This is a genomic window from Halomonas sp. PR-M31, assembly GCF_001039575.1.
GTDB lineage: Bacteria > Pseudomonadota > Gammaproteobacteria > Pseudomonadales > Halomonadaceae > Modicisalibacter.
Map to the genome: position 1 here is coordinate 54,362 of NZ_JIBT01000034.1, position 19,392 is coordinate 73,753.

The following is a 19,392-nucleotide window of genomic DNA, read 5'->3' on the forward strand; positions in this document are numbered from 1 at the left end:
GAATTGTCTTTAAATAAGTAAAAAAATAGTTTTAATTGTTAACCAGTACTGGCGTTTATTACGTAACACTCCCAGTTTGGCCGCATCATTCGTGAATGAAATGGCGCGCAACGCCTTCCTGAGTCGCAAGCATTGGTAGGATATTTCAAGCATCAGAAAAACGGACGACCTTTTTGCCGAGACCCAGGAGCCAGTACATGAGCGACGAAGACAAACAGAATGCTGCTGATTTCATTCCCGCCGAGGCGCCGACGCCGCATGCTGACGCAAAACCCACCGCCACCCGCCCCGCAATGCTTCCCACTCAAGATACGAGCTATCGCCGTCTGGGCCTGACATTCCTAGTGCTGGGTTTCGTCGGCTTCGGAGCCTGGGCCTTGACTGCCAAACTGGCGGTTGCCGTGGTAGCCCCGGGTGCAGTGTCGGTGGAAACATCAAAGAAGACCGTGCAGCACTTCGAGGGCGGCATCGTCAAGGAAATTCGAGTGAAGGACGGCGATCGTATCGACGCCGGAGCGGTACTGATGGTGCTCGACGATACCCAGTCCCGCTCTCGACTCCAGATCGCCGAATCTGAGTATCATATTGCCCGGGCCAGCGTGATCCGCTTGATGGCGGAACAGACCGGCAAGCAGCGCCTAAGCTTTCCCGAGGAGCTGTTGAACGCCGATTCACAGCGGGTTCAGGCAGTGCTCAGCGTGCAGCAACGCCTGTTTGAAGCGCGTCGCGAATCGCTTCAGGGAACGCTAGCAGCCCTCGATGAACAGGTCGTGCAAATGCGAGAACAGATTGCCGGTCTTGAAACCACCAAAACGATCAACGTCTCGCGCATTCGCTCTCTCACCGACGAAGCAGACAATCACCGTTCGCTGTTCAAGGAAGGGTTAGGCAATAATCAGAGACTGCGCGAACTCGAACGTCAGGTGCTGCAGTTTCAGGGTGAAAACACCCAGTACGACTCAGACATTGCACGCCTGAAATCACAGATCATCGAGAATCGTCTGCAGAAGGAAATCCGTCGCCAGGAATTTCAGAGGGATATCGGCGAGCGATTGCGCGAGGCCCAGTCAACGATCGCCGACAGCGGTGAGCGTATCACGGCCCTTAGCGACCAGGTACGCCGCACCCATATTCTGGCACCGGTTTCCGGCACGGTGGTCGGCCTGCAGATTCATACGCTGGGGGCAGTGGTTAGCTCCGGTGATCCGTTGATGGATATCGTGCCGTCCGGAGATGGCTTTATCGTCGAGGCAAGGGTACCGGATAGTGATATCGATAATATTTATGCTGGCCTGCAGGCCGAGATTCGATTCAGTGCCTTCAATCAGCGGTTATCCAATGTCATCGACGGCGAAATCGTGCATGTGTCCGCGGATAGCTTCGAGGATGAAGTCACCCGAACTCGTTATTACAAGGCCAAGGTAAAGGTCACAGAACAGGGCATGGCCAACATGACCGAGACCATGCAGCTTCTGGCGGGCATGCCCGCAGAGGTGATGATTCGCACCGGTGAACGAACCTTCGCCAGTTACATCACCAAGCCTCTCGGCGACATGCTGGCCCGTGCTATACAGGAAGAGTGACGTCGAACAATTGCATCGGCGAGCTTGGATGAGGCGTCCTTGTCTGTTGCAGACTGGGCCTATAATCAATCTTGTACTTCAGCTTTCCAGCACGCTGCGGATTCAGGCAGGATAAGCGCAGAATTTCGTCATCAGAGCCTTCTTGTATGTCCTTTTGCATCAGCATCGTCGCCCCTTCTTCTTATACCGACCCAAGAACCATCGATGCCGCCGCCGTCGCACTCAAGGTGCTGGGCATCGAAGTCCGAATACCCGCCGAGTTGCAATCCCCCGAACGTTATCTTGCGGGCAATATAACGCATCGTCTGGAAGGGCTTTACGCCGCCTATGCGGACCCAGACACCCAGGCGGTCTGGGCGGTGCGTGGCGGCTACGGCTGCGCTCAGCTGATCGAACACCTCGACTGGCCGCGATTGTCCCCTGCCAAACCCCTGATCGGCTACTCCGATATCACTGTGCTGCTGGATCAATGCCATCGCCAGGGCCTGTCGGCCATTCATGGTCCGGTCATGAAGGAGGCAGCCCTGATGCAGCACGAATCAAAAGAGCAACGTCAGGTCGCCGAGCGCCAGATTCGAGAGCTGATGGGATTGCTTGAAGGTGAGACACCCCCTGCCTTTGCCTTGAAACAACATGATGCTGGCAGCGCTTCTTCCCGAGAAACCAACCTTGAGGGGCCAGTGGTGGGCGGCAACCTGATGACGCTTGCCTGCGTCGCCGGAACACCGCTGCAATTCAAGGCGCCCCTGGGTGCCCTGGTGATTCTCGAGGATGTCGGCGAGCCCTACTATCGCCTCGAGCGCGCCCTGTGGCAGCTGGTTTATTCTGGCGCTTTCGATCAGGCTGGCGCGGTTTGTCTTGGCACCTTCGAGGGCTGCTCCCCCTACGGCGACACGCCTCTCGAAGCGATCTTTGCCGAGGTGCTTCGCCCGCTTTCACTGCCGCTTTTCAGCGGCCTGCCGGTAGGCCACGGGTTGCAAAACCGCCCCTGGCGTTATGGAACGCAAGGTCGTATCGCCAATGGCCATCTTGAACTAAAGGGTTAGTTGATCAAACGTTCGTTGGACCCGCAAACTATTGCCAAGGCGCAGCATCGAAACGGGCTTGATTTCGGACTGTGCTAATCCCTTACGCACCCTGCAGGAGAGTAACAATGAAAAAAACACTGCTGGCAGCCGGCATTGCTGCCTTTGCGCTTGGAACGACCCCGGCCATGGCCAAGACCCTGGTGTATTGCTCCGAGGGTTCGCCGGAAGGCTTTGACCCTTCGCTCTACACCGCCGGCACCACCTTCGATGCTTCCAGCAAGCCCATCTACAATCGCCTGATCGAATTCAAGCCCGGCACTACCGAGTTGCGCCCCGGGATCGCCGAGAGCTGGGAAGTTTCCGAGGATGGCAAGGAGATCACTTTCAACCTGCGCGACGATGCGCAGTTCCATTCCACCGACTATTTCACCCCCAGCCGTCCGCTGAATGCCGACGATGTCATCTATACGTTCAATCGCCAGATGAACGAGGACAACGCCTATTATCAGCACAACAACGGCAGCTACGAATATTTCAACGCCATGTCGATGTCCGAGCTGATCGACGAGATCGTCAAGGTCGACGACTACACGGTCAAGTTCAAGCTCACTCGCCCCGAAGCGCCTTTCCTGGCCAACCTGGCGATGGACTTTGCCTCGATTCAGTCCAAGGAGTACGGCGACAAGATGCTCGAGGCAGGCACGCCGGAAAAGGTCAACCAGCAGCCCATCGGCACCGGCCCCTTCCAGTTCGTCAACTACCGTGAAGACGCGGCGATTCGCTATTCCGCCAACCCGGACTATTTCCGCGGCAAACAGCCCCTGGACAACCTGGTATTCGCCATCACCTCGGATGCCCAGGTGCGCTATCAGAAGCTGCGTGCCGGGGAGTGCCATGTCATGCCCTATCCCAACCCCTCCGACATCGACGAGATGAAACAAAACGACAGCATCCAGGTACTCGAGGAACCTGGGCTGAACGTCGCCTATTTCGCCTACAACACCCAGCAGGCGCCTTTTGACAATCCCGAAGTGCGCAAGGCCCTGAACATGGCGGTCAACAAGGATGCGATCATCGATGCGGTGTTCCAGGGCGCGGGCCAGGTCGCCAAGAACCCGATCCCGCCCACCATGTGGGGCTACAACGAAGCCATAGACGACCCCTACGACCCGGAAAAAGCCGAGCAGATGCTGAAGGACGCAGGCATCGAGAATCTGGAAATGAACATCTGGGCCATGCCGGTGCAACGCCCCTACATGCCCAACGCCCGACGCACCGCGGAGCTGATGCAGGCGGATCTGGCCAAGGTCGGGGTGGATGCGGAAATCGTCACCTACGAATGGGGCGAATATCTCAAGCGCTCCTCGAGCCTCGATCGTGACGGCGCGGTCATCCTGGGCTGGACCGGGGACAACGGCGATCCGGATAACTTCCTGGCGGTGCTGCTGGGTTGTGACGGCGTCGGCGGCGCCAACCGTGCCCAGTGGTGTCATGAGCCCTTCGACAAGCTGATCAATGAAGCCAAGACCCTGGACGATCAGGACAAGCGTGCAGAGCTGTACAAGCAGGCCCAGGTCATTTTCAAGGAACAGGCGCCCTGGAACACCATCGCCCATTCGACGGTATTCATGCCCCTACGCCAAGAAGTCACCGGCTACACGATCGATCCTTTGGGAGGCCATAGCTTCGAGGGAGTGGATCTCGAGTAACGCTTTTTACGTGCCATTTCCCGGACGGTCATCGCGACCGTCCGGATATCTTTTCGTCGTTAGACCTGACTGACACGATCCCATGTTCAAATTCGTTCTACTCAAGCTGGCACAGCTGATACCGACCTTCATCGGTGTCACCATCGTTGCTTTCGCTTTTATCCGCCTATTGCCCGGCGATCCCATTCTATTGATGGCCGGTGAGCGAGGAATTTCAGCCGAGCGCTACGCTCAGCTCGAAGCCCAGCTCGGTTTCGATCGCTCGGTGTTTGCACAATATTTCGATTTTCTTGGCAATCTCGTGCAAGGCGATCTGGGCACCTCTCTGGTGACCCATACACCGGTGATGAGCGAGTTCATGAGCCGCTTCCCGGCCACTGTGGAACTCTCGGCATTCGCCCTGCTGTTCGCCATTCTCATCGGCCTGCCTGCCGGGGTGATCGCCGCCACTCGTCGTGGCACCGCCATCGATCACACCGTCATGGGCATCAGCTTGACCGGCTACTCCATGCCGATCTTCTGGTGGGGGCTTTTGCTGATCATGTTCTTTTCCAGCACCTTGGGCTGGACGCCGGTTTCCGGGCGCATTTCCTTTCTTTATTTCGTCGACCCGATCACCGGCTTCATGACCATCGATACCCTGCTGGCCGGAGACTGGGCGGCCTTCTTGTCGGCGTTGCACTACCTGATCCTGCCGGCCATCGTGCTGGGCACCATCCCCATGGCGGTGATCGCCCGCCAGACCCGCTCCTCGATGCTCGAGGTACTGGGTGAAGACTATGTGCGCACCGCCCGGGCCAAGGGACTTTCCAATTTCCGCGTGATCATGGTGCATACCCTGCGCAACGCCTTGATCACGGTGGTCACGGTGATTGGCCTGCAGGTCGGGGTGCTGTTAGCCGGGGCCATTCTCACCGAGACGATCTTCTCCTGGCCAGGTATCGGCAAATGGATGATCGATGCCATCTCGCGCCGGGATTACCCCGCAGTTCAGGGTGGCCTGGTGCTGATCGCCTTCATCGTCATGATCGTCAACCTGCTGGTGGATGTCGCCTATGGCGTCATCAACCCGCGCATTCGCTACTAGGAGGCGGACATGAGTACGTCACCGACCGCTTCGGCCCCGGGCACGTTTCGCTACCAGTTTGCGGAGTTCTGGGGCTACTTCAGCGCCAGCCGTGGTGCCCTGGTAGGTCTGATCTTCATCGCCACGATACTCGTCATTGCCCTGCTGGCCCCCTGGGTCGCGCCCCATGATCCCGCTCTGCAAAATCGCGAGGCTTTCCTGGTGCCGCCTGTGTGGCATGCAGAAGGCACCTGGAACTACATTCTCGGCACCGATGCGGTAGGCCGGGATATCCTGTCGCGATTGATTTTCGGGGCGCGCTATTCGCTGTTCATCAGCGCCATGGTAGTACTGCTGTCTATGGTCGTGGGTATCTTCCTCGGCCTGCTGGCAGGCTACTTTCGTGGCTGGCTCGAAACCTTGATCACCCGGGCCATGGATGTGGTACTGGCCTTTCCCAGCCTGCTGCTGGCCCTGGGGCTGGTCGCGGTACTGAGTCCAGGTTTGACCAGCGCGATGATCGCCATCGCCGTGGTGCAACTGCCCTATTTCGTGCGTCTGACTCGGGCCGCGGTAATGGGCGAGAAGGATCGCGAATATGTCATCGCCAGCCGACTGGCCGGCGCCGGCCACACCCGACTGATGTTCAATACGCTGCTGCCCAACTGCATGGCGCCCTTGATCGTGCAGGCCACGCTGTCATTTTCCACCGCCATTCTTGATATCGCCGCACTCGGCTTTCTGGGCATGGGGGTACAGCCGCCGACGCCGGAATGGGGCGCCATGCTGGCCAACGCCCGGGAATTCATGGGCAGCGCTTACTGGGCGGTGACCTTTCCCGGCCTGGTGATTCTGCTGACGGTGCTGATGATCAACCTGATGGGCGATGGTCTGCGGGATGCGCTGGACCCGAAGATGAAACGTTCTTAAACGCGACGAGACACTCATGGCACTACTGGAAATCGAAGGGCTGGACGTGCGCTTTCGCACTACCAGCGGGCTGTTCTCGGCGGTTGAGAACGCCAATATCGCCATCGACAAGGGCGAGGTGCTGGCCATCGTTGGCGAATCCGGGTCCGGCAAGTCGGTCTCGATGCTGGCCACCATGGGACTGCTGCCCTGGACCGCCCAGGTAACCGCGGAAAAGATGCTGTTCGACGGCCAGGAATTGCGTGAGCTGAGTTCCCGCCAGCGGCGGCAGATCGTCGGCGGTGAAATGTCGATGATCTTTCAGGAACCGATGAGCAGCCTCAACCCCTGCTTCACCGTTGGCACCCAGATAGACGAGATGCTCAAGCAGCACCGGGGCGGCTCCCGTAAAGAGCGCAAGGAGCGCACCCTGGATCTATTGGCCCAGGTAGGCATTCCCGATCCGCGCAAACGCATCGATGCCTATCCGCACCAGCTATCCGGCGGCATGAGTCAGCGGGTGATGATCGCCATGGCGATCTCCTGCAACCCGCGCCTGCTGATTGCCGATGAGCCTACCACAGCACTCGACGTTACCATTCAGGCCCAGATACTGGATTTGCTGCTCCAATTACAAGAGGAGCACGGCATGGCGCTGATCCTGATTACCCACGATATGGGGGTGGTTGCCGAGACGGCGCAGCAGGTGATCGTCCAGTATGCGGGACATCAGGTCGAGCGCCAGGAAGTGAAGGCGCTGTTCGCTCATCCGCGTCACCCCTACACCGAGGCGCTGCTTTCGGCGTTACCGGAGCGCGCCGGCGGCCAGGATCGCCTGCCGACGATTCCCGGCGTGGTGCCGGGCCAGCACAATCGCCCCGAGGGCTGTCTGTTCAACCCACGCTGTCGTTATGCCACGGATCATTGCCGAGAGGTGGAGCCGCGCCCTGCTCCCGACGATCCAGCCCGGACGCTGTGTCACTACCCTTTATAAATTTCGTTTTCAAACAATCCTTTATAAAAAGTTTCTAAAGTCTCTTATGAACAGCCAAGAACGCCAAAAGGATACTGCCATGCGTGACGACGCTGTCATCAACGCCGTCAATCTGACGCGTCATTATCACGTCAAGACCAGTCCCTTCGCTGCTCCGGCGGTGGTCAAGGCACTTAACGAGGCAAGCTTCGATCTCTATCCCGGCCAGACCCTGGCGGTGGTCGGCGAATCCGGCTGTGGCAAGTCGACCCTGGCCCGGGTGCTGACGATGATCGAGCCACCCACCAGCGGACAGTTGACCATCAACGGCCAGCGGGTGGAATTGAAGGAAGGACAGCGACCGCCACGAGAACTGCGTCGCGAAGTTCAGATCATCTTTCAAAACCCTTACGGCTCATTGAATCCGCGCAAGACTGTAGCCGCCATGCTCGAAGAACCGCTGAAGCTCAACCGGTCTGATGTGAACGCCGAGCAACGACGGCAGAAGGCCCTAGAGATGATCGAGAAGGTCGGTCTGCGCCCGGAGCATGCGGATCGTTATCCGCACATGTTTTCTGGCGGTCAGCGCCAGCGTATTGCCATCGCCCGGGCGTTGATGCTCAACCCCAAGATTCTCGTGCTGGACGAGCCGGTGTCGGCGCTGGATCTGTCGATTCAGGCCCAGGTGCTGAATCTGCTGAGTGATCTGCAGGACGAGTTCGGCCTCGCCTACGTGTTCATCTCTCACGATCTTTCCGTGGTCCAACGCATCGCCGACGATGTGATCGTCATGTACTTCGGCCAGCCGGTGGAAACCGGGCCCGCCTCGGAAGTGTTTACCACACCGCGCCACCCTTATACCCAGGCGCTGTTTTCTGCGACACCGGTAGCGGACCCCAATCGGCGCAAGGAACGAGTCAAGCTCAAGGGCGAACCACCTTCACCGCTTAGCCCACCGCCCGGTTGCCCTTTTGCGCCCCGCTGTTTCATGGCAACCGAGGAATGCACCCAGGCGACCCACCCCTTGGGGCAGTCACTCCTCGGGTCAAGGTCGCCTGCATTCATGTAGAAAAAGAAGAAGCGGTTTGATCAGGGCGCGATGGCGGTGATTTCGATTTCGATGGCGCCGCTGGGTTTCGGCCAGGTCGTGATATCACCTTCTTCGCAGCCCAGCAGTGCCCGTCCAAGGGGCGAGGCCCAGCTAACCAAGGCCTCTTTTTCATCATTGCGCTGTGACAGCGCCTCGTCCTCGCCGACGATGCGATAACGGTAGGTTTTATCATCATTATCGATAAACTCGACTCGGCAACCGAAGATCACTTTCTGCGGCGCCTCACTTCTGGGTTCGATGACCTGAGCCGATTGCAACCGTGCCTGACAGTAGCGAATATCGCGCTCCAGCATCGGAATACGCGACTGGGCTTGCAAATCGCCTCCTTGCAAGGTGTCTCGCTCGGCAATCAGATCGGCGCGCCACTGTTGCAAGGCGCGATGGCCAGTGGGGGTCATGTAATTGGGCAATTGACTGACGGCGCGCTCTGGAAGACTTTCGGGGCCGTCACTGTCTTCCTTGACGAAAGCTCGGCTCATGAAATGGTACTCCTGTCATGATTCAAAAGATTCAGCATAATACCGATAGGTATAATCGCATCGCTTTACTATAGTGGTATCTTAAACCCCGAATGCGTCTTGGCGTAGAGCCTTAACGACACTGATCGACAGGCTCACGGCAAGTGAAATACCCAGAAAGCGCAAGCGTCAAACGAGGACAGCAGCATGCACGATATCCGCCTCAAGCGAATCTATAGTGAAGCCGACCCGGAGGATGGTGCGCGGGTGCTGGTGGATCGGCTTTGGCCCCGAGGCAAGCGTCGCGACACTCTGTCATTGACCGATTGGTATCGCGACGCATCCCCTTCCAACGTCCTGAGGCGTCAGTGGCAACAAGGCGAGATCAGTTACGCCGTATTCATTCGTCGCTATCGCTGGGAAATGGCGGATGCCAAAAATTGTCTGGTGCCATTGATGCGTTGGTGCCGTGAGGGTCGGCTCACCCTTCTCAGCGGTGCTCGCAATCTCGATCAGTCCCATCTTCCCATTTTGCGCGATGCCATTCTTGAGGCCTTGGGCAACAATGCTGCCCACAAAGGCAGTATCGAACTCAGCTCGTCACCCTGTTACGCAGAACAATTTTCTCAATATTCGAAGTAACCCGTTTTCAAATGCAAAGCGCATCCCCGCAGGGATGGCGCTTTGCGATGTCATGACGTGGTGCTCGAGCAGTCGTCTCCTGAAGAATGCTCGTAACGCCTGACTACTTGAGACGCTCGAAGACCGTCGCCACTCCCTGGCCCATGCCGATGCACATGGTTGCCAAACCCAGGGCAGTGTCCTGCTGCTGCATTACATTGAGCAGCGTGGTGCAGATGCGGGCGCCGGAGCAACCCAGCGGATGACCCAGGGCAATGGCACCCCCGTTGAGATTGACTGCCTCATCCATGCGATCCCGCAGCTTCAAGTCCTTGAGCACCGCCAGGGACTGGGCGGCAAAGGCTTCGTTCAGCTCAATGCTTTGAATGTCGTCGATGGTCAAGCCAGCCGCCTTGAGCGCTTTTTGAGACGCAGGCACCGGACCATAGCCCATGATGGAAGGATCGCAGCCGGCAACGCCGGTGGACACGACCTTGGCGATGGGCGTCAGCCCCAATGCTTGAGCGCTCTCGTAACTCATCACCGCCATGGCGGATGCTCCAACGGAAAGCGCGGAAGAGGTGGCCGCCGTCACCGTGCCGTTACGCGGATCGAACACCGGCTTGAGCTTGGCCATCTCCTCAATGCTGGCATCCGCCCGCACCACTTCGTCCCGAGTCACGAGCTGAAGAAAACCGTCGGCGTCATGACCTTCCACGCCAATGATCTCATTGTCGAAATAGCCTTTCTCGTTGGCGGCCAATGCACGCTGATGGGAACGCACGCCGAAGGCATCCTGATCTTCCCGGGAAATACCGTGCATCTTGCCCAGAAGCTCCGCGGTCAGGCCCATCATCATCGCCGCCTTGGCAACATGCTTGCTGGCAGCGGGGTTGACGTCGACCCCGTGGGTCATGGGCACATGCTCCATATGCTCGACGCCACCGATGATATAGAAATCGCCCATGCCGGCCCTTATGTTGGCGCTGGCAATGTGCAGCGCACTCATGGAGGAGCCGCACAGGCGATTGACGGTCTGGGCGGGCACGCTATGGGGAATGCCGGTCAAGACTGCCGCATTGCGAGCGATGTTCATGGCCTGCTCCAGGGTCTGATTGACGCAGCCCCAGATCACATCATCGACTCGGGAAGGATCGAGCCCGGCATTGCGGTCAAACAGCGCCTGCATCACCGCCGCGGAAAGATTCTCGGCGCGCACGTTGCGAAAGGCCCCATTTTTGGCCTTGGCCATGGCGGTACGTACGGCATCGACCACCACGATATCTCTTGGGTTCAGACTCATTGTGACTCTCCTGACTATATGGTGCCTGACTAGGTGGTGGTTTATGCCTGGTCTTGAGTGGACTGAGCGTCACTGGCGTAAAAGTGCTCGCCTTGGCTTGCCATCTCACGCAGCTTGTCCGTGGGCGCGTAGAGCGGCCCCAATTCGGCGGAAAGCCTGTTCGCAAGCTCGACGAACTCAGCCACACCCATGGCGTCGATATAACGCAGCGCCCCACCGCGGAACGGGGGGAAGCCGATACCATAGATCAAGGCGACGTCCGCTTCTGCCGGCGTGCCAACGATGTCGTCTTCCAGGCAACGCACGGTTTCCAGACACAGGGGCACCATCATTCGCGCAATGATGTCGTCATCACTGAATCCTTGGTTTTCGGCCATGTGGTTTCCGACCACGACCTGCTTGACCAGATCATGGGCCTGACCGTCGGAGACCTTCTTTGGCTTGCCCTTGCGATCCTCTTCGTAGCCGTAGAAGCCCTTGCCGTTCTTCTGGCCCAGCCGGTCGTTTTCGTACATCACCTGAATGGCGGTTTTACCTTCGCGGGCCATGCGCTCAGGAAAGCCTTCTGCCATTACCTCGTTGGCATGAACTGCGGTATCCATGCCCACCACGTCGAGCAGATACGCCGGCCCCATGGGCCAGCCGAACTTCTCCATGACCTTGTCGACGCGTTCAAAATCCGCGCCCTGCTCTACCAATAGGCTGAAACCACCGAAATAGGGGAACAAGATGCGATTGACCAAGAACCCCGGGCAGTCGTTGACCACGATGGGTGTCTTACCCATCTTGCGGGCATAGGCCACGGTGGCGGCGATTGCAGCATCGCTGCTTTTCTCACCGCGAATGACCTCGACCAACGGCATTCTGTGCACCGGATTGAAGAAGTGCATGCCGCAGAAGTTCTCGGGACGCTCAAGATGCTGGGCAAGCTGGGTGATCGAGATGGTCGAGGTGTTGGAGGTCAGGATGGTCTTTTCATCTACCTGCCCTTCGACTTCGCTGAGCACCGCCCCTTTGATCTTGGGATTCTCGACCACCGCTTCGACCACCAGATCGACTTGGCCAAAATCACCATAGGAAAGCGTCGGGCGAATATTGCTCAGCGTCTCGGCCAGTTTTTCAGTCGTCAGTTTGCCCCGCTCCACTTGCTTGGAGAGCAGCTTGCGCGCCTCCTTGAGGCCAAGCTCGATCGCCTCGTCCTTTATATCCTTCATGAAGATGGGTGTGCCTTTATAGGCACTCTGATAAGCGATGCCGCCCCCCATGATGCCGGCCCCCAATACAGCGGTCTGTTCGACTGCCATCGCCTGCTTCTCGTACTTGCTGCCTTTCTTCTTCACCAGCTGATCGTTGAGGAACAAACCCACAAGATTGAAGCAGACATCGGTCTTGGCCATCTTGGCAAAGGCCTTGGCCTCGATCGTCTGAGCGCGCTCCCGGCTTTCTCCGGCGCCTTTCTGAATCACCTTGATGGCTTCGATGGGCGCTGGATAATGCGGCCCAGCCTTGCCCGCCACAAAGCCCTTGGCGGTCTCGAAGGCCATCATCTGCTCGATGGCGTTGAGCTTGAGGGGGCCCTTTTTCTCTTCCCGGCGCACCTGATAGTTCAACTCACCGGCGTTGGCCCGGATAAGCATATCCAGAGCGGCCGCTTCCAGACGCTCCGATGGCACCACCGCATCGACAACGCCATTTTTGAGTGCGGCATCCGCCTTGTTTTGGGTGCCGCCGGCGATCCATTCGATGGCGTTGTCGGCGCCTGCCAAGCGGGGCAATCGCACGCAGCCTCCCCAGCCGGGCACGATACCCAGTTTGGTTTCCGGCAAGCCAATCTGCGCTTTCTCCGCCATTACGCGAAAATCCGTGGTCAACGTCAATTCGCAGCCGCCGCCAAGCGCCAAGCCGTTGATGGCGGTAACGGTAGGAAATGGCAAATCTTCGATAGCATTGAACAAGGCGTGAACTTCCTGATTCATGTTGACCAGAAAGTCCTCGTCTTTGGCGAACATGCCATGAAATTCGGTGATATCCGCGCCAACGATGAATGCATCCTTGGCGCTTTTTATCATCAACCCACGTAAATCTTTCTCGGCCTGGATATTGCTTACGGCATCCTGCAGCTCGCGAATAACGGCGCTGGAGAGCTTATTGATGGACTCGCCCTGCAAATCGAGGGTGAGTATGGCGATGCCGTCGCCACTATTCGCCACAGAGAGGGCGTTGCTTGATAGATCATCGAGAAATCTCCACGAGGAGGGGGTTGGCAGAGAAAGATTTCATACAAGTGTTTGAATACAATCAGCTTGCGTTAGTGCGACGTCTGCGTCAAGTAGAGACCTTTATTCGCCGTATAGACAAAAGATATAGCTGATAAGATGCCGCTGCAGAAAACTTCGTGATTCGAGCCTGGCGATACCATGACCACCGATGCTTCCTCCCGCTGGATGACGTTACATCAGCGCGCCGAGCGCTGGATAGAGCGATTCAAACCCTATGCCTGGCTATGGCCGCCTGTTGCTTTCCTATTGGGGGCGCTCAGCTTTTTCCTGGTGGACCGACAGAAATCCCTGGGCGCCTTGCTGGCTCTGGGGTTGCTGGTGGCCTGGGTGCTGCTTCTCTCCGAGAATCTGATCGGACGTTTTCTGGCGCGTCGCGGATCGTCCCTTTTACCCGGCACGGTAACCTCCTTCGTTGCCCAGATGATACATCAGGAAACGCTTTTCTTTACCCTGCCCTTCGTGCTGGCCACCACCGTCTGGTCCAGTGGACAGACAGTGTTCACCCTAATGATGATTGGCTGTGCACTATTGTCGATTCTCGATCCGCTCTATTTCCGACTGGCGGAGCGCCACCGCTGGCTCTATTTCATCTTTCATGCGCAGTGCGTATTTCTGGTGGTGTTGGTAACGCTTCCTATCATGCTACAGCTGACTACCGGCGAAAGTTTTATGCTCGCGGTGCTAGCTGCCGCGTTTTTCAGCGTGCCCAGCCTGATTCATCTGACACGGCCTCGAGGCCTATTACGCTGGCTGGCCATGCTCGGTTTGATCGCAGTGCTGGCAGGAGCCGCCTGGGTCAGCCGTGCCTGGGTGCCCCCGGTAACACTATGGCTGACCGGCTCGGCGCTTTCTCCCGGCTTCGATACGGCTGCCCGGGAGCCCAGAGGCGACGTAGCGCTTACGACGCAAGCACTGGAACGCACCGGACTCTATGCCTATACCGCGATTCGTGCCCCGCGCGGCCTACGAGAGAAGATCTATCATGAATGGCGCCATGAGGGGGAGCTCGTCGATCGTATTGCACTGGTCATCAACGGCGGGCGCGACAAGGGCTATCGGGCCTGGACCCACAAGCAGCATTTTCCAAAGAACGCTCAGGGTGACTGGCGTATCGATGTGATGACCGGCACTGGACAGCGCATTGGCGTATTGCGCTTCAAAGTGGTGGAAGAGTCACAAAAAGCGATGCAGGCCGATGGAACCATTCGATCTCCCGGCGGTGTTCCAGGGCTCGATATCCGCCGTCTGTTACCTGGGTCCTAATAGCGTTTATTGACTGTACTTGCATTGCGCTTCTCAGACTTGGACAATCTTCTTATTTAGCCTGCGAAGTGATAAAACAATGCAAGAAAGCATCGGTTTCAAACTCTCACGTGTACCCCGTCTTTGGCGTGCCGTTCTTGATGAACGGCTAGCACCTCTTGGCCTTACTCAAACTCGCTGGGTCACGCTCTATCATCTATGGCGCATGGGGGGCGGTCAGGCACAGTGTGATCTGGCCAAGGCCATCGGCGTCGAGGCGCCCTCCTTGGTGCGTACTCTGGATCAGTTGACGGAACAGGGACTTATCGAACGTCGTCCCTGCAATGATGATCGGCGTACCAAACGCATCTTCCTTACCAACAAGGCCAACCCGCTACTGGAGCGCATCGATGCCATCGTGACGGAAGCCCGAGAAGAGATGCTCAGCGGCATCACCCAGGAGGAAGTTGATCTATTCGAGGACCTGCTGACCCGTATCGAAAAAAACGGATTGCGCATACAAACCCGAACGGTTAGCGAAGTCTGATTCGCTCAGGTTGACTCTTCAGCGCTAGGATCTTGAACGGGACTGCCCAAAACCTCGCAAACAGCAACCAGAGCGGCATGGTTTGCGTTGAATGCTTCTACGCTTTGGGATTCCTCCCACCAGAGCGTTAAATAGCGTCTTTCGGATTCAAGCACCAGCGCATCCTGAGGTAGCTCTTCGAGCACTTGCTCCAAGCAGGATCGAGCCTTTCCAGAAAACGATCTGAGAGGCTCGATGCGCCAACGCCAGTTCTTGCGTTTTTCGTCGAAGGGTTTTAGCACTTCACTCGCATGAGTTTCCCGTACCAGCACGAAGTAAGGCCCTGGCCGGTCCTGGGGGTAAAGCCATCGATAGCTGACCAAACCTGCAGGGGGAGCATGCAGCGGTGGCTTGCCGAACTTGACCGTAATGCCTAAATGGCGCGCCTGCTGGCGCAGTTGCCCAAGACGCCGGTCGCGACGAGAAGGACGTAACCACATCATAGGTGAAAGTATGATCAGCATGGTGAATAGTATGATCAGCCATAGCGCCATTTAAGAATCCCAAAATTGATTTGAATCAGTTGTGTATCCTACAGGCACCGCATAAAGTAAAAGCATTCAATATGCGGTAAAGGAAAACTCGTCATGAGCAATGAATACCGTCACGTACTGGTTGCAGTGGACCTGACCAAGGACTCCCACAAAGTACTCGAACGCGCCATTCCCATCGCTCGACGCAACCAGGCTAAACTGTCCATCATTCACACCTTGGAGCCTCTAGGCTTTGCCTATGGAGGCGATATCCCCATGGATCTGACCAGCATTCAGGATCAGCTGGACGACCATGCCAAACAGCGCCTGGCCGAGATCGCCGACCCTGACGGTATTCCTCGAGAGGAGCAGCATGTGGTGGTGGGGATGCCGGATACGGAAATTCACCGCTTTTCCCGGGAATACGATGTGGATTTGATTGTCGTCGGTTCTCATGGTCGTCATGGCTTCGCCCTGCTGCTCGGCTCGACCTCCACCGGGGTGCTGCACGGCGCCCACTGCGATGTACTGGCGGTAAGAGTGGGCAAAGAAGGGGAAACCCAGGAATAGACCAATCGATGACAAACAACGAACCATACTGTTCCTGACAAGGGCCGCCCAAAAGGCGGCCCTTGCAGTTGGTAAGAACACCATCACGGATCAGCGCTACCTTCGGCCAGCGCTTCCAATTCCATCCAACGCTCCATGGCAGCATCGAGCTCCGCTTGTTTTGCCTGCAGAGCCTCCAGCATCCGCGTGACGTCATCACCTTCCTGCTGATAGAACCCCGGATCGCCAATCTCGGCCTCAAAAGCCGCGATCTCGGCTTCAAGGGCTTCGATGGTGGAAGGCAAGCTGTCGAGCTCGCGCTGCACCTTGTAGGAAAGCTTACCACCCTTCTTCTTCGCCGGTGCCGCCATCGCCTTCGATGTATTGGCAGACACTTGGCTGCCGGTATCGTTCTTGGCCTTCTTCGAGACTACGCTGGCATCGAAATCCCAGGGCGCAGGAGGCAGTTTGCCGCCTTGACGCACCCAGTCGGAGTAGCCGCCCACGTATTCATGCACCCTGCCTTCACCTTCGAAAGCCAGCACTTCGGTGACGACGTTGTCCATGAACTGGCGATCGTGAGACACCAGCAGCAGGGTGCCATCGAAATCGAGCAGCAGCTCTTCGAGTAGCTCAAGGGTTTCAACGTCCAGATCGTTGGTGGGCTCATCGAGCACCAGCACGTTGGCCGGCTGAGTGAAAAGCTTGGCCAGCAGCAGACGATTCGACTCGCCGCCGGACAATGCCTTGACCGGCTGACGTGCCCGTTCCGGTGTGAACAGAAAGTCCTGCAGATAGCTGATGACGTGCTTATCCTTGCCGCCAACGCTGACCCGGTCACTGCCTTGGGCGACGTTGTCGTACACGGTCTTTTCCGGTTCGAGCCCTGCCCGCAGCTGATCGAAGTACGCAACCTTCATGTTGGTGCCCAGACGCACCTTGCCTTCGCTCGGCGCAAGCTCCCCCAGAAGAATCTTGAGCAGCGTGGTCTTGCCTGCCCCGTTGCGGCCGATCAAACCGACGCGATCGCCCCGCTGTATTTCCAGGTCCAGATCGCGAATCACCCAGTCATTGCCGAAACGCTGGCTGACGCCGCTCAACTCGACGACGCGCTTGCCGCTACGCTCACCGGAATCGACGTTGATGGTCGCTCGCCCTTGGCGTTCACGGCGCTCGGAGCGTTCCGAGCGCATTTTCTGTAGCGCTCGCACCCGACCTTCGTTGCGGGTTCGCCGTGCCTTGATGCCTTGACGTATCCAGGTTTCTTCCTGAGCAAGCTTCTTGTCGAACTCGGCGTTCTCCCGCGCTTCGATCTCGAGCTCGTGGGCTTTCTGCTCTTGATAGCGGGCGTAATTGCCAGGATAACGCCCCAGGCGGCCACGATCGAGTTCGAGAATGCCGGTGGCCAGGCGCGAAAGAAACGTTCGATCGTGGGTAATGAACAGCACCGCACCAGAAAACGACAACAGCTGCTCTTCGAGCCAGGTGATCGTGTCCAGATCCAGATGGTTGGTGGGCTCATCCAACAGCAGCAGATCCGGTTCTGATACCAGCGCTCGAGCCAAGGCGACCCGCCGACGCCAGCCACCGGACAGATCGCTCATGGCGCCATCCGCAGGCAAGCCGAGTTTGGTCAATACGGTACCGATGCGCTGATGAAAGGACCAGCCATCGATGGCCTCTATTTGCGTCTGCAATTTTGCCATCCGATCCATGTCCGGGTCCGGCGACTGAATCAAATGGTGATATTCCGCCAGCAACGAACCGGCCTGAGGCAATCCTTGCGCCACCACATCGAAGATGGTCATGCCACTCGCAGCGGGCAGGTCCTGTTCCAGCACGCCGATACGCAGGCCCGGCGCACGCCAGATCATGCCGCCGTCCGGCTGATTATTCCCGGACACCAGCCCCAGCAAGGTAGACTTGCCGGTGCCGTTACGCCCTACCAGCGCCAGACGCTCTCCCCTTTCCAGCACCAGGTCGGCACCATCGAGCAGTACCTGCGGGCCGTAAGCCAACTGCAACTGTTCAAGACGTAACAACGTCACACACCTACCTCGCTCGCCAGTATTTCAGGTCGCCTAGTGTAACCCATGACCCGGCTACTGTGGTCCGCTGCAAGGCGTTACAATAACGAGTCCAGTCCGTCAGGAGTCTTGTCTTGTCTTCGTCCCCTACTACCGTTGATGAATTTCTACCGCAAGCGCTTCGTTTCACCGCCTCCGCGGAGCTGGTGGACATCGGCGCCAATCTGACCCATCAGAGCTTTGCCGACGATCTGGAGGCGGTCATCGCGCGAGCTAGGGCTGCCAATGTCACAACGCTCATCCTCACTGGAACGGATCTCGAGCATGCGCAACAGGCGGTCGAACTGGCCAAGAGAACGCCCGGGCTCTACGCTACCGCCGGCGTGCATCCCCACGATGCCAGCGGCTGGAGTCCAGCGCTTGGACAAGCAATGCGGGATCTACATCAACAGCCCGAAACCGTTGCCGTCGGGGAGTGTGGGCTCGATTTCAATCGCAATTTTTCCACGCCTGCGGAACAAGAGCGTGCTTTTGAAGCACAGCTTGGCCTGGCGGTGGAAAGCGGGCTTCCATTGTTCATTCATGAGCGGGATGCGGGTAAACGCATGCTGGAAATACTGCGTGCCTGGCGAGACGATATCGCGGACGCTGTCATTCACTGTTTCACCGGCGAGCGGCAGACCCTTCACGGCTATCTGGATCTCGACCTGCACATTGGGCTGACCGGCTGGCTGTGCGACGAACGACGCGGCCACCATCTACGCGAGCTGCTTGGCGACATTCCGTTGCAGCGGCTGATGGTGGAAACCGACTGCCCTTATCTGCTGCCGCGCAACCTGCCCGCCAAACTCAAGGGGCGACGCCATGAACCTGCCCTGCTGCCCTGGATCGTGAAAGAGATCGCTCACTGGCGCGGCACCGATGAAGCGGAGTTGGCTTGGGCCACCACCGCGACGGCACGCCGCTTCTTTCGCCTGGAGACACCCTCATGACTGATTTTCCCGGCTTCATCGCCGTCGAGACCGGTGAAGACGATGCACTACCCTTGGCCATTGCCTGGGCACTGCCGGATGGCCAGATCAAGCACACTCTCATTGAACCCGATGATGACTGGCTGGATGACGAGCTGCTCAAGCTGGGTGATTACAGCCTTGAGGAGCTGCGCACCTTTGGTGTCAGCCCGCTGGATGTGCTTCGAGAACTCGAGGGTGATCACTACAGCACGACGCTTTATACCGCTGGGGTGAGCGACGACGAGGCGGCCCTGTCGCGGTTGTTCGATGATTTCGGCGTCGATCCCTTCGTCGAGCTGGCGCCCGCCGAAAGCCTTTACCCGGATATGAAGGGTGGCGAATGGGCGCGGGCGCGTAATGAACTGTTCGGTGAGCTGGGACTGGAACCGCTGCGCCCGGAGCATGAGGTACAGGTCATGCTGTACCTGCATCAACGGTTGAGCGAGACAGAATGATCAGGGA

Annotated in this window: 18 protein-coding genes; 13 read left to right on the forward strand and 5 right to left on the reverse strand. The window is 57.9% G+C overall.

Translation table 11 applies throughout. From position 1 onward, the window contains the following. Positions 1–197: 197 nt before the first annotated feature. The 7 genes from CH74_RS10405 to CH74_RS10435 all read left to right on the forward strand — a co-directional run bounded on the left by CH74_RS10405 (position 198) and on the right by CH74_RS10435 (position 8,337). The gene (locus CH74_RS10405) at positions 198–1,583 is read left to right on the forward strand and encodes an HlyD family type I secretion periplasmic adaptor subunit (RefSeq protein WP_082140382.1); all 1,386 of its coding nucleotides are present in this window, start codon (positions 198–200) and stop codon (positions 1,581–1,583) included. 146 nt (positions 1,584–1,729) lie between these two features. Beyond that, entirely contained in the window at positions 1,730–2,629 is a 900-nt protein-coding gene (locus CH74_RS10410) for an LD-carboxypeptidase (protein ID WP_048307388.1), read from the forward strand. Positions 2,630–2,736: 107 nt separating this feature from the next. Further along, positions 2,737–4,320, forward strand: coding sequence for an ABC transporter substrate-binding protein (locus CH74_RS10415; RefSeq protein WP_048307389.1), 1,584 nt, complete (start codon positions 2,737–2,739; stop codon positions 4,318–4,320). A gap of 82 nt (positions 4,321–4,402) precedes the next feature. Beyond that, positions 4,403–5,407, forward strand: coding sequence for an ABC transporter permease subunit (locus CH74_RS10420; RefSeq protein ID WP_048307390.1), 1,005 nt, complete (start codon positions 4,403–4,405; stop codon positions 5,405–5,407). 9 nt (positions 5,408–5,416) lie between these two features. Beyond that, positions 5,417–6,316 carry an ABC transporter permease subunit gene (locus CH74_RS10425; RefSeq protein ID WP_048307391.1) on the forward strand — a complete coding sequence of 300 codons (900 nt, stop codon included), beginning with the start codon at positions 5,417–5,419 and terminating at the stop codon, positions 6,314–6,316. A gap of 16 nt (positions 6,317–6,332) precedes the next feature. Continuing rightward, positions 6,333–7,289 carry an ABC transporter ATP-binding protein gene (locus CH74_RS10430; RefSeq protein ID WP_048307392.1) on the forward strand — a complete coding sequence of 319 codons (957 nt, stop codon included), beginning with the start codon at positions 6,333–6,335 and terminating at the stop codon, positions 7,287–7,289. A gap of 79 nt (positions 7,290–7,368) precedes the next feature. Beyond that, on the forward strand, positions 7,369–8,337 hold the full coding sequence (locus CH74_RS10435; protein ID WP_048307393.1) for a dipeptide ABC transporter ATP-binding protein: 969 nt from the start codon (positions 7,369–7,371) through the stop codon (positions 8,335–8,337). 20 nt (positions 8,338–8,357) lie between these two features. Here CH74_RS10435 and CH74_RS10440 read toward each other — a convergent pair whose 3' ends face one another. Further along, the gene (locus tag CH74_RS10440; protein WP_048307394.1) at positions 8,358–8,858 is read right to left on the reverse strand and encodes a GreA/GreB family elongation factor; all 501 of its coding nucleotides are present in this window, start codon (positions 8,856–8,858) and stop codon (positions 8,358–8,360) included. Positions 8,859–9,044: 186 nt separating this feature from the next. Between CH74_RS10440 and CH74_RS10445 the strand changes: the two genes are divergently transcribed. Further along, the gene (locus tag CH74_RS10445) at positions 9,045–9,479 is read left to right on the forward strand and encodes a DUF488 domain-containing protein (protein WP_048307395.1); all 435 of its coding nucleotides are present in this window, start codon (positions 9,045–9,047) and stop codon (positions 9,477–9,479) included. A 103-nt stretch (positions 9,480–9,582) separates the two neighbouring features. Here the strand turns inward: CH74_RS10445 and fadA are convergent, their stop codons facing one another. Both fadA and fadB read right to left on the reverse strand, forming a co-directional pair. Continuing rightward, positions 9,583–10,761: an acetyl-CoA C-acyltransferase FadA gene (gene fadA / locus CH74_RS10450; protein WP_048307396.1), complete on the reverse strand. Its 1,179-nt coding sequence runs from the start codon at positions 10,759–10,761 to the stop codon at positions 9,583–9,585. Between the two features lie 41 nt (positions 10,762–10,802). Next, a complete protein-coding gene (gene fadB, locus CH74_RS10455; RefSeq protein ID WP_048307397.1) occupies positions 10,803–13,028 on the reverse strand; it encodes a fatty acid oxidation complex subunit alpha FadB in 2,226 nt (741 codons plus the stop codon). A gap of 150 nt (positions 13,029–13,178) precedes the next feature. Here fadB and CH74_RS10460 point away from each other — a divergent pair, with 150 nt between their 5' ends. Together CH74_RS10460 and slyA are read left to right on the forward strand one after the other, a co-directional pair. Next, positions 13,179–14,303, forward strand: a complete 1,125-nt coding sequence (locus tag CH74_RS10460) for a DUF5924 family protein (RefSeq protein WP_048307398.1) — start codon at positions 13,179–13,181, stop codon at positions 14,301–14,303. A gap of 79 nt (positions 14,304–14,382) precedes the next feature. Beyond that, on the forward strand, positions 14,383–14,829 hold the full coding sequence (gene slyA, locus CH74_RS10465; protein WP_048307399.1) for a transcriptional regulator SlyA: 447 nt from the start codon (positions 14,383–14,385) through the stop codon (positions 14,827–14,829). A 5-nt stretch (positions 14,830–14,834) separates the two neighbouring features. Here the strand turns inward: slyA and CH74_RS10470 are convergent, their stop codons facing one another. After that, positions 14,835–15,362, reverse strand: a complete 528-nt coding sequence (locus CH74_RS10470; RefSeq protein ID WP_048307400.1) for a hypothetical protein — start codon at positions 15,360–15,362, stop codon at positions 14,835–14,837. A 93-nt stretch (positions 15,363–15,455) separates the two neighbouring features. Between CH74_RS10470 and CH74_RS10475 the strand changes: the two genes are divergently transcribed. Beyond that, the gene (locus CH74_RS10475; RefSeq protein ID WP_048307401.1) at positions 15,456–15,911 is read left to right on the forward strand and encodes a universal stress protein; all 456 of its coding nucleotides are present in this window, start codon (positions 15,456–15,458) and stop codon (positions 15,909–15,911) included. Between the two features lie 83 nt (positions 15,912–15,994). On the opposite strand, the gene CH74_RS10480 is transcribed toward CH74_RS10475, so the two are convergent. Then, positions 15,995–17,938 (reverse strand): ATP-binding cassette domain-containing protein, encoded by a 1,944-nt coding sequence (locus CH74_RS10480; protein ID WP_048307402.1) that lies wholly within the window; start codon positions 17,936–17,938, stop codon positions 15,995–15,997. 113 nt (positions 17,939–18,051) lie between these two features. On the opposite strand from CH74_RS10480, the gene CH74_RS10485 reads away from it, so the two are divergent. Next, a complete protein-coding gene (locus tag CH74_RS10485) occupies positions 18,052–18,909 on the forward strand; it encodes a TatD family hydrolase (protein ID WP_048307403.1) in 858 nt (285 codons plus the stop codon). Next, positions 18,906–19,385, forward strand: coding sequence for a hypothetical protein (locus CH74_RS10490; protein WP_048307404.1), 480 nt, complete (start codon positions 18,906–18,908; stop codon positions 19,383–19,385). Before CH74_RS10485 ends, CH74_RS10490 begins: the two co-directional genes overlap by 4 nt. Positions 19,386–19,392: the final 7 nt, after the last annotated feature.

What these genes read in the sequence shown, in the direction of transcription:
- CH74_RS10405 (WP_082140382.1), top strand. Translation starts at nt 198, where the DNA reads ATGAGCGACGAAGACAAACAGAATGCTGCTGATTTCATTCCCGCCGAG.
- CH74_RS10410 (WP_048307388.1), top strand. Translation starts at nt 1,730, where the DNA reads ATGTCCTTTTGCATCAGCATCGTCGCCCCTTCTTCTTATACCGACCCA.
- CH74_RS10415 (WP_048307389.1), top strand. Translation starts at nt 2,737, where the DNA reads ATGAAAAAAACACTGCTGGCAGCCGGCATTGCTGCCTTTGCGCTTGGA.
- CH74_RS10420 (WP_048307390.1), top strand. Translation starts at nt 4,403, where the DNA reads ATGTTCAAATTCGTTCTACTCAAGCTGGCACAGCTGATACCGACCTTC.
- CH74_RS10425 (WP_048307391.1), top strand. Translation starts at nt 5,417, where the DNA reads ATGAGTACGTCACCGACCGCTTCGGCCCCGGGCACGTTTCGCTACCAG.
- CH74_RS10430 (WP_048307392.1), top strand. Translation starts at nt 6,333, where the DNA reads ATGGCACTACTGGAAATCGAAGGGCTGGACGTGCGCTTTCGCACTACC.
- CH74_RS10435 (WP_048307393.1), top strand. Translation starts at nt 7,369, where the DNA reads ATGCGTGACGACGCTGTCATCAACGCCGTCAATCTGACGCGTCATTAT.
- CH74_RS10440 (WP_048307394.1), bottom strand. Translation starts at nt 8,858, where the DNA reads ATGAGCCGAGCTTTCGTCAAGGAAGACAGTGACGGCCCCGAAAGTCTT.
- CH74_RS10445 (WP_048307395.1), top strand. Translation starts at nt 9,045, where the DNA reads ATGCACGATATCCGCCTCAAGCGAATCTATAGTGAAGCCGACCCGGAG.
- fadA (WP_048307396.1), bottom strand. Translation starts at nt 10,761, where the DNA reads ATGAGTCTGAACCCAAGAGATATCGTGGTGGTCGATGCCGTACGTACC.
- CH74_RS10460 (WP_048307398.1), top strand. Translation starts at nt 13,179, where the DNA reads ATGACCACCGATGCTTCCTCCCGCTGGATGACGTTACATCAGCGCGCC.
- slyA (WP_048307399.1), top strand. Translation starts at nt 14,383, where the DNA reads ATGCAAGAAAGCATCGGTTTCAAACTCTCACGTGTACCCCGTCTTTGG.
- CH74_RS10470 (WP_048307400.1), bottom strand. Translation starts at nt 15,362, where the DNA reads ATGGCGCTATGGCTGATCATACTATTCACCATGCTGATCATACTTTCA.
- CH74_RS10475 (WP_048307401.1), top strand. Translation starts at nt 15,456, where the DNA reads ATGAGCAATGAATACCGTCACGTACTGGTTGCAGTGGACCTGACCAAG.
- CH74_RS10490 (WP_048307404.1), top strand. Translation starts at nt 18,906, where the DNA reads ATGACTGATTTTCCCGGCTTCATCGCCGTCGAGACCGGTGAAGACGAT.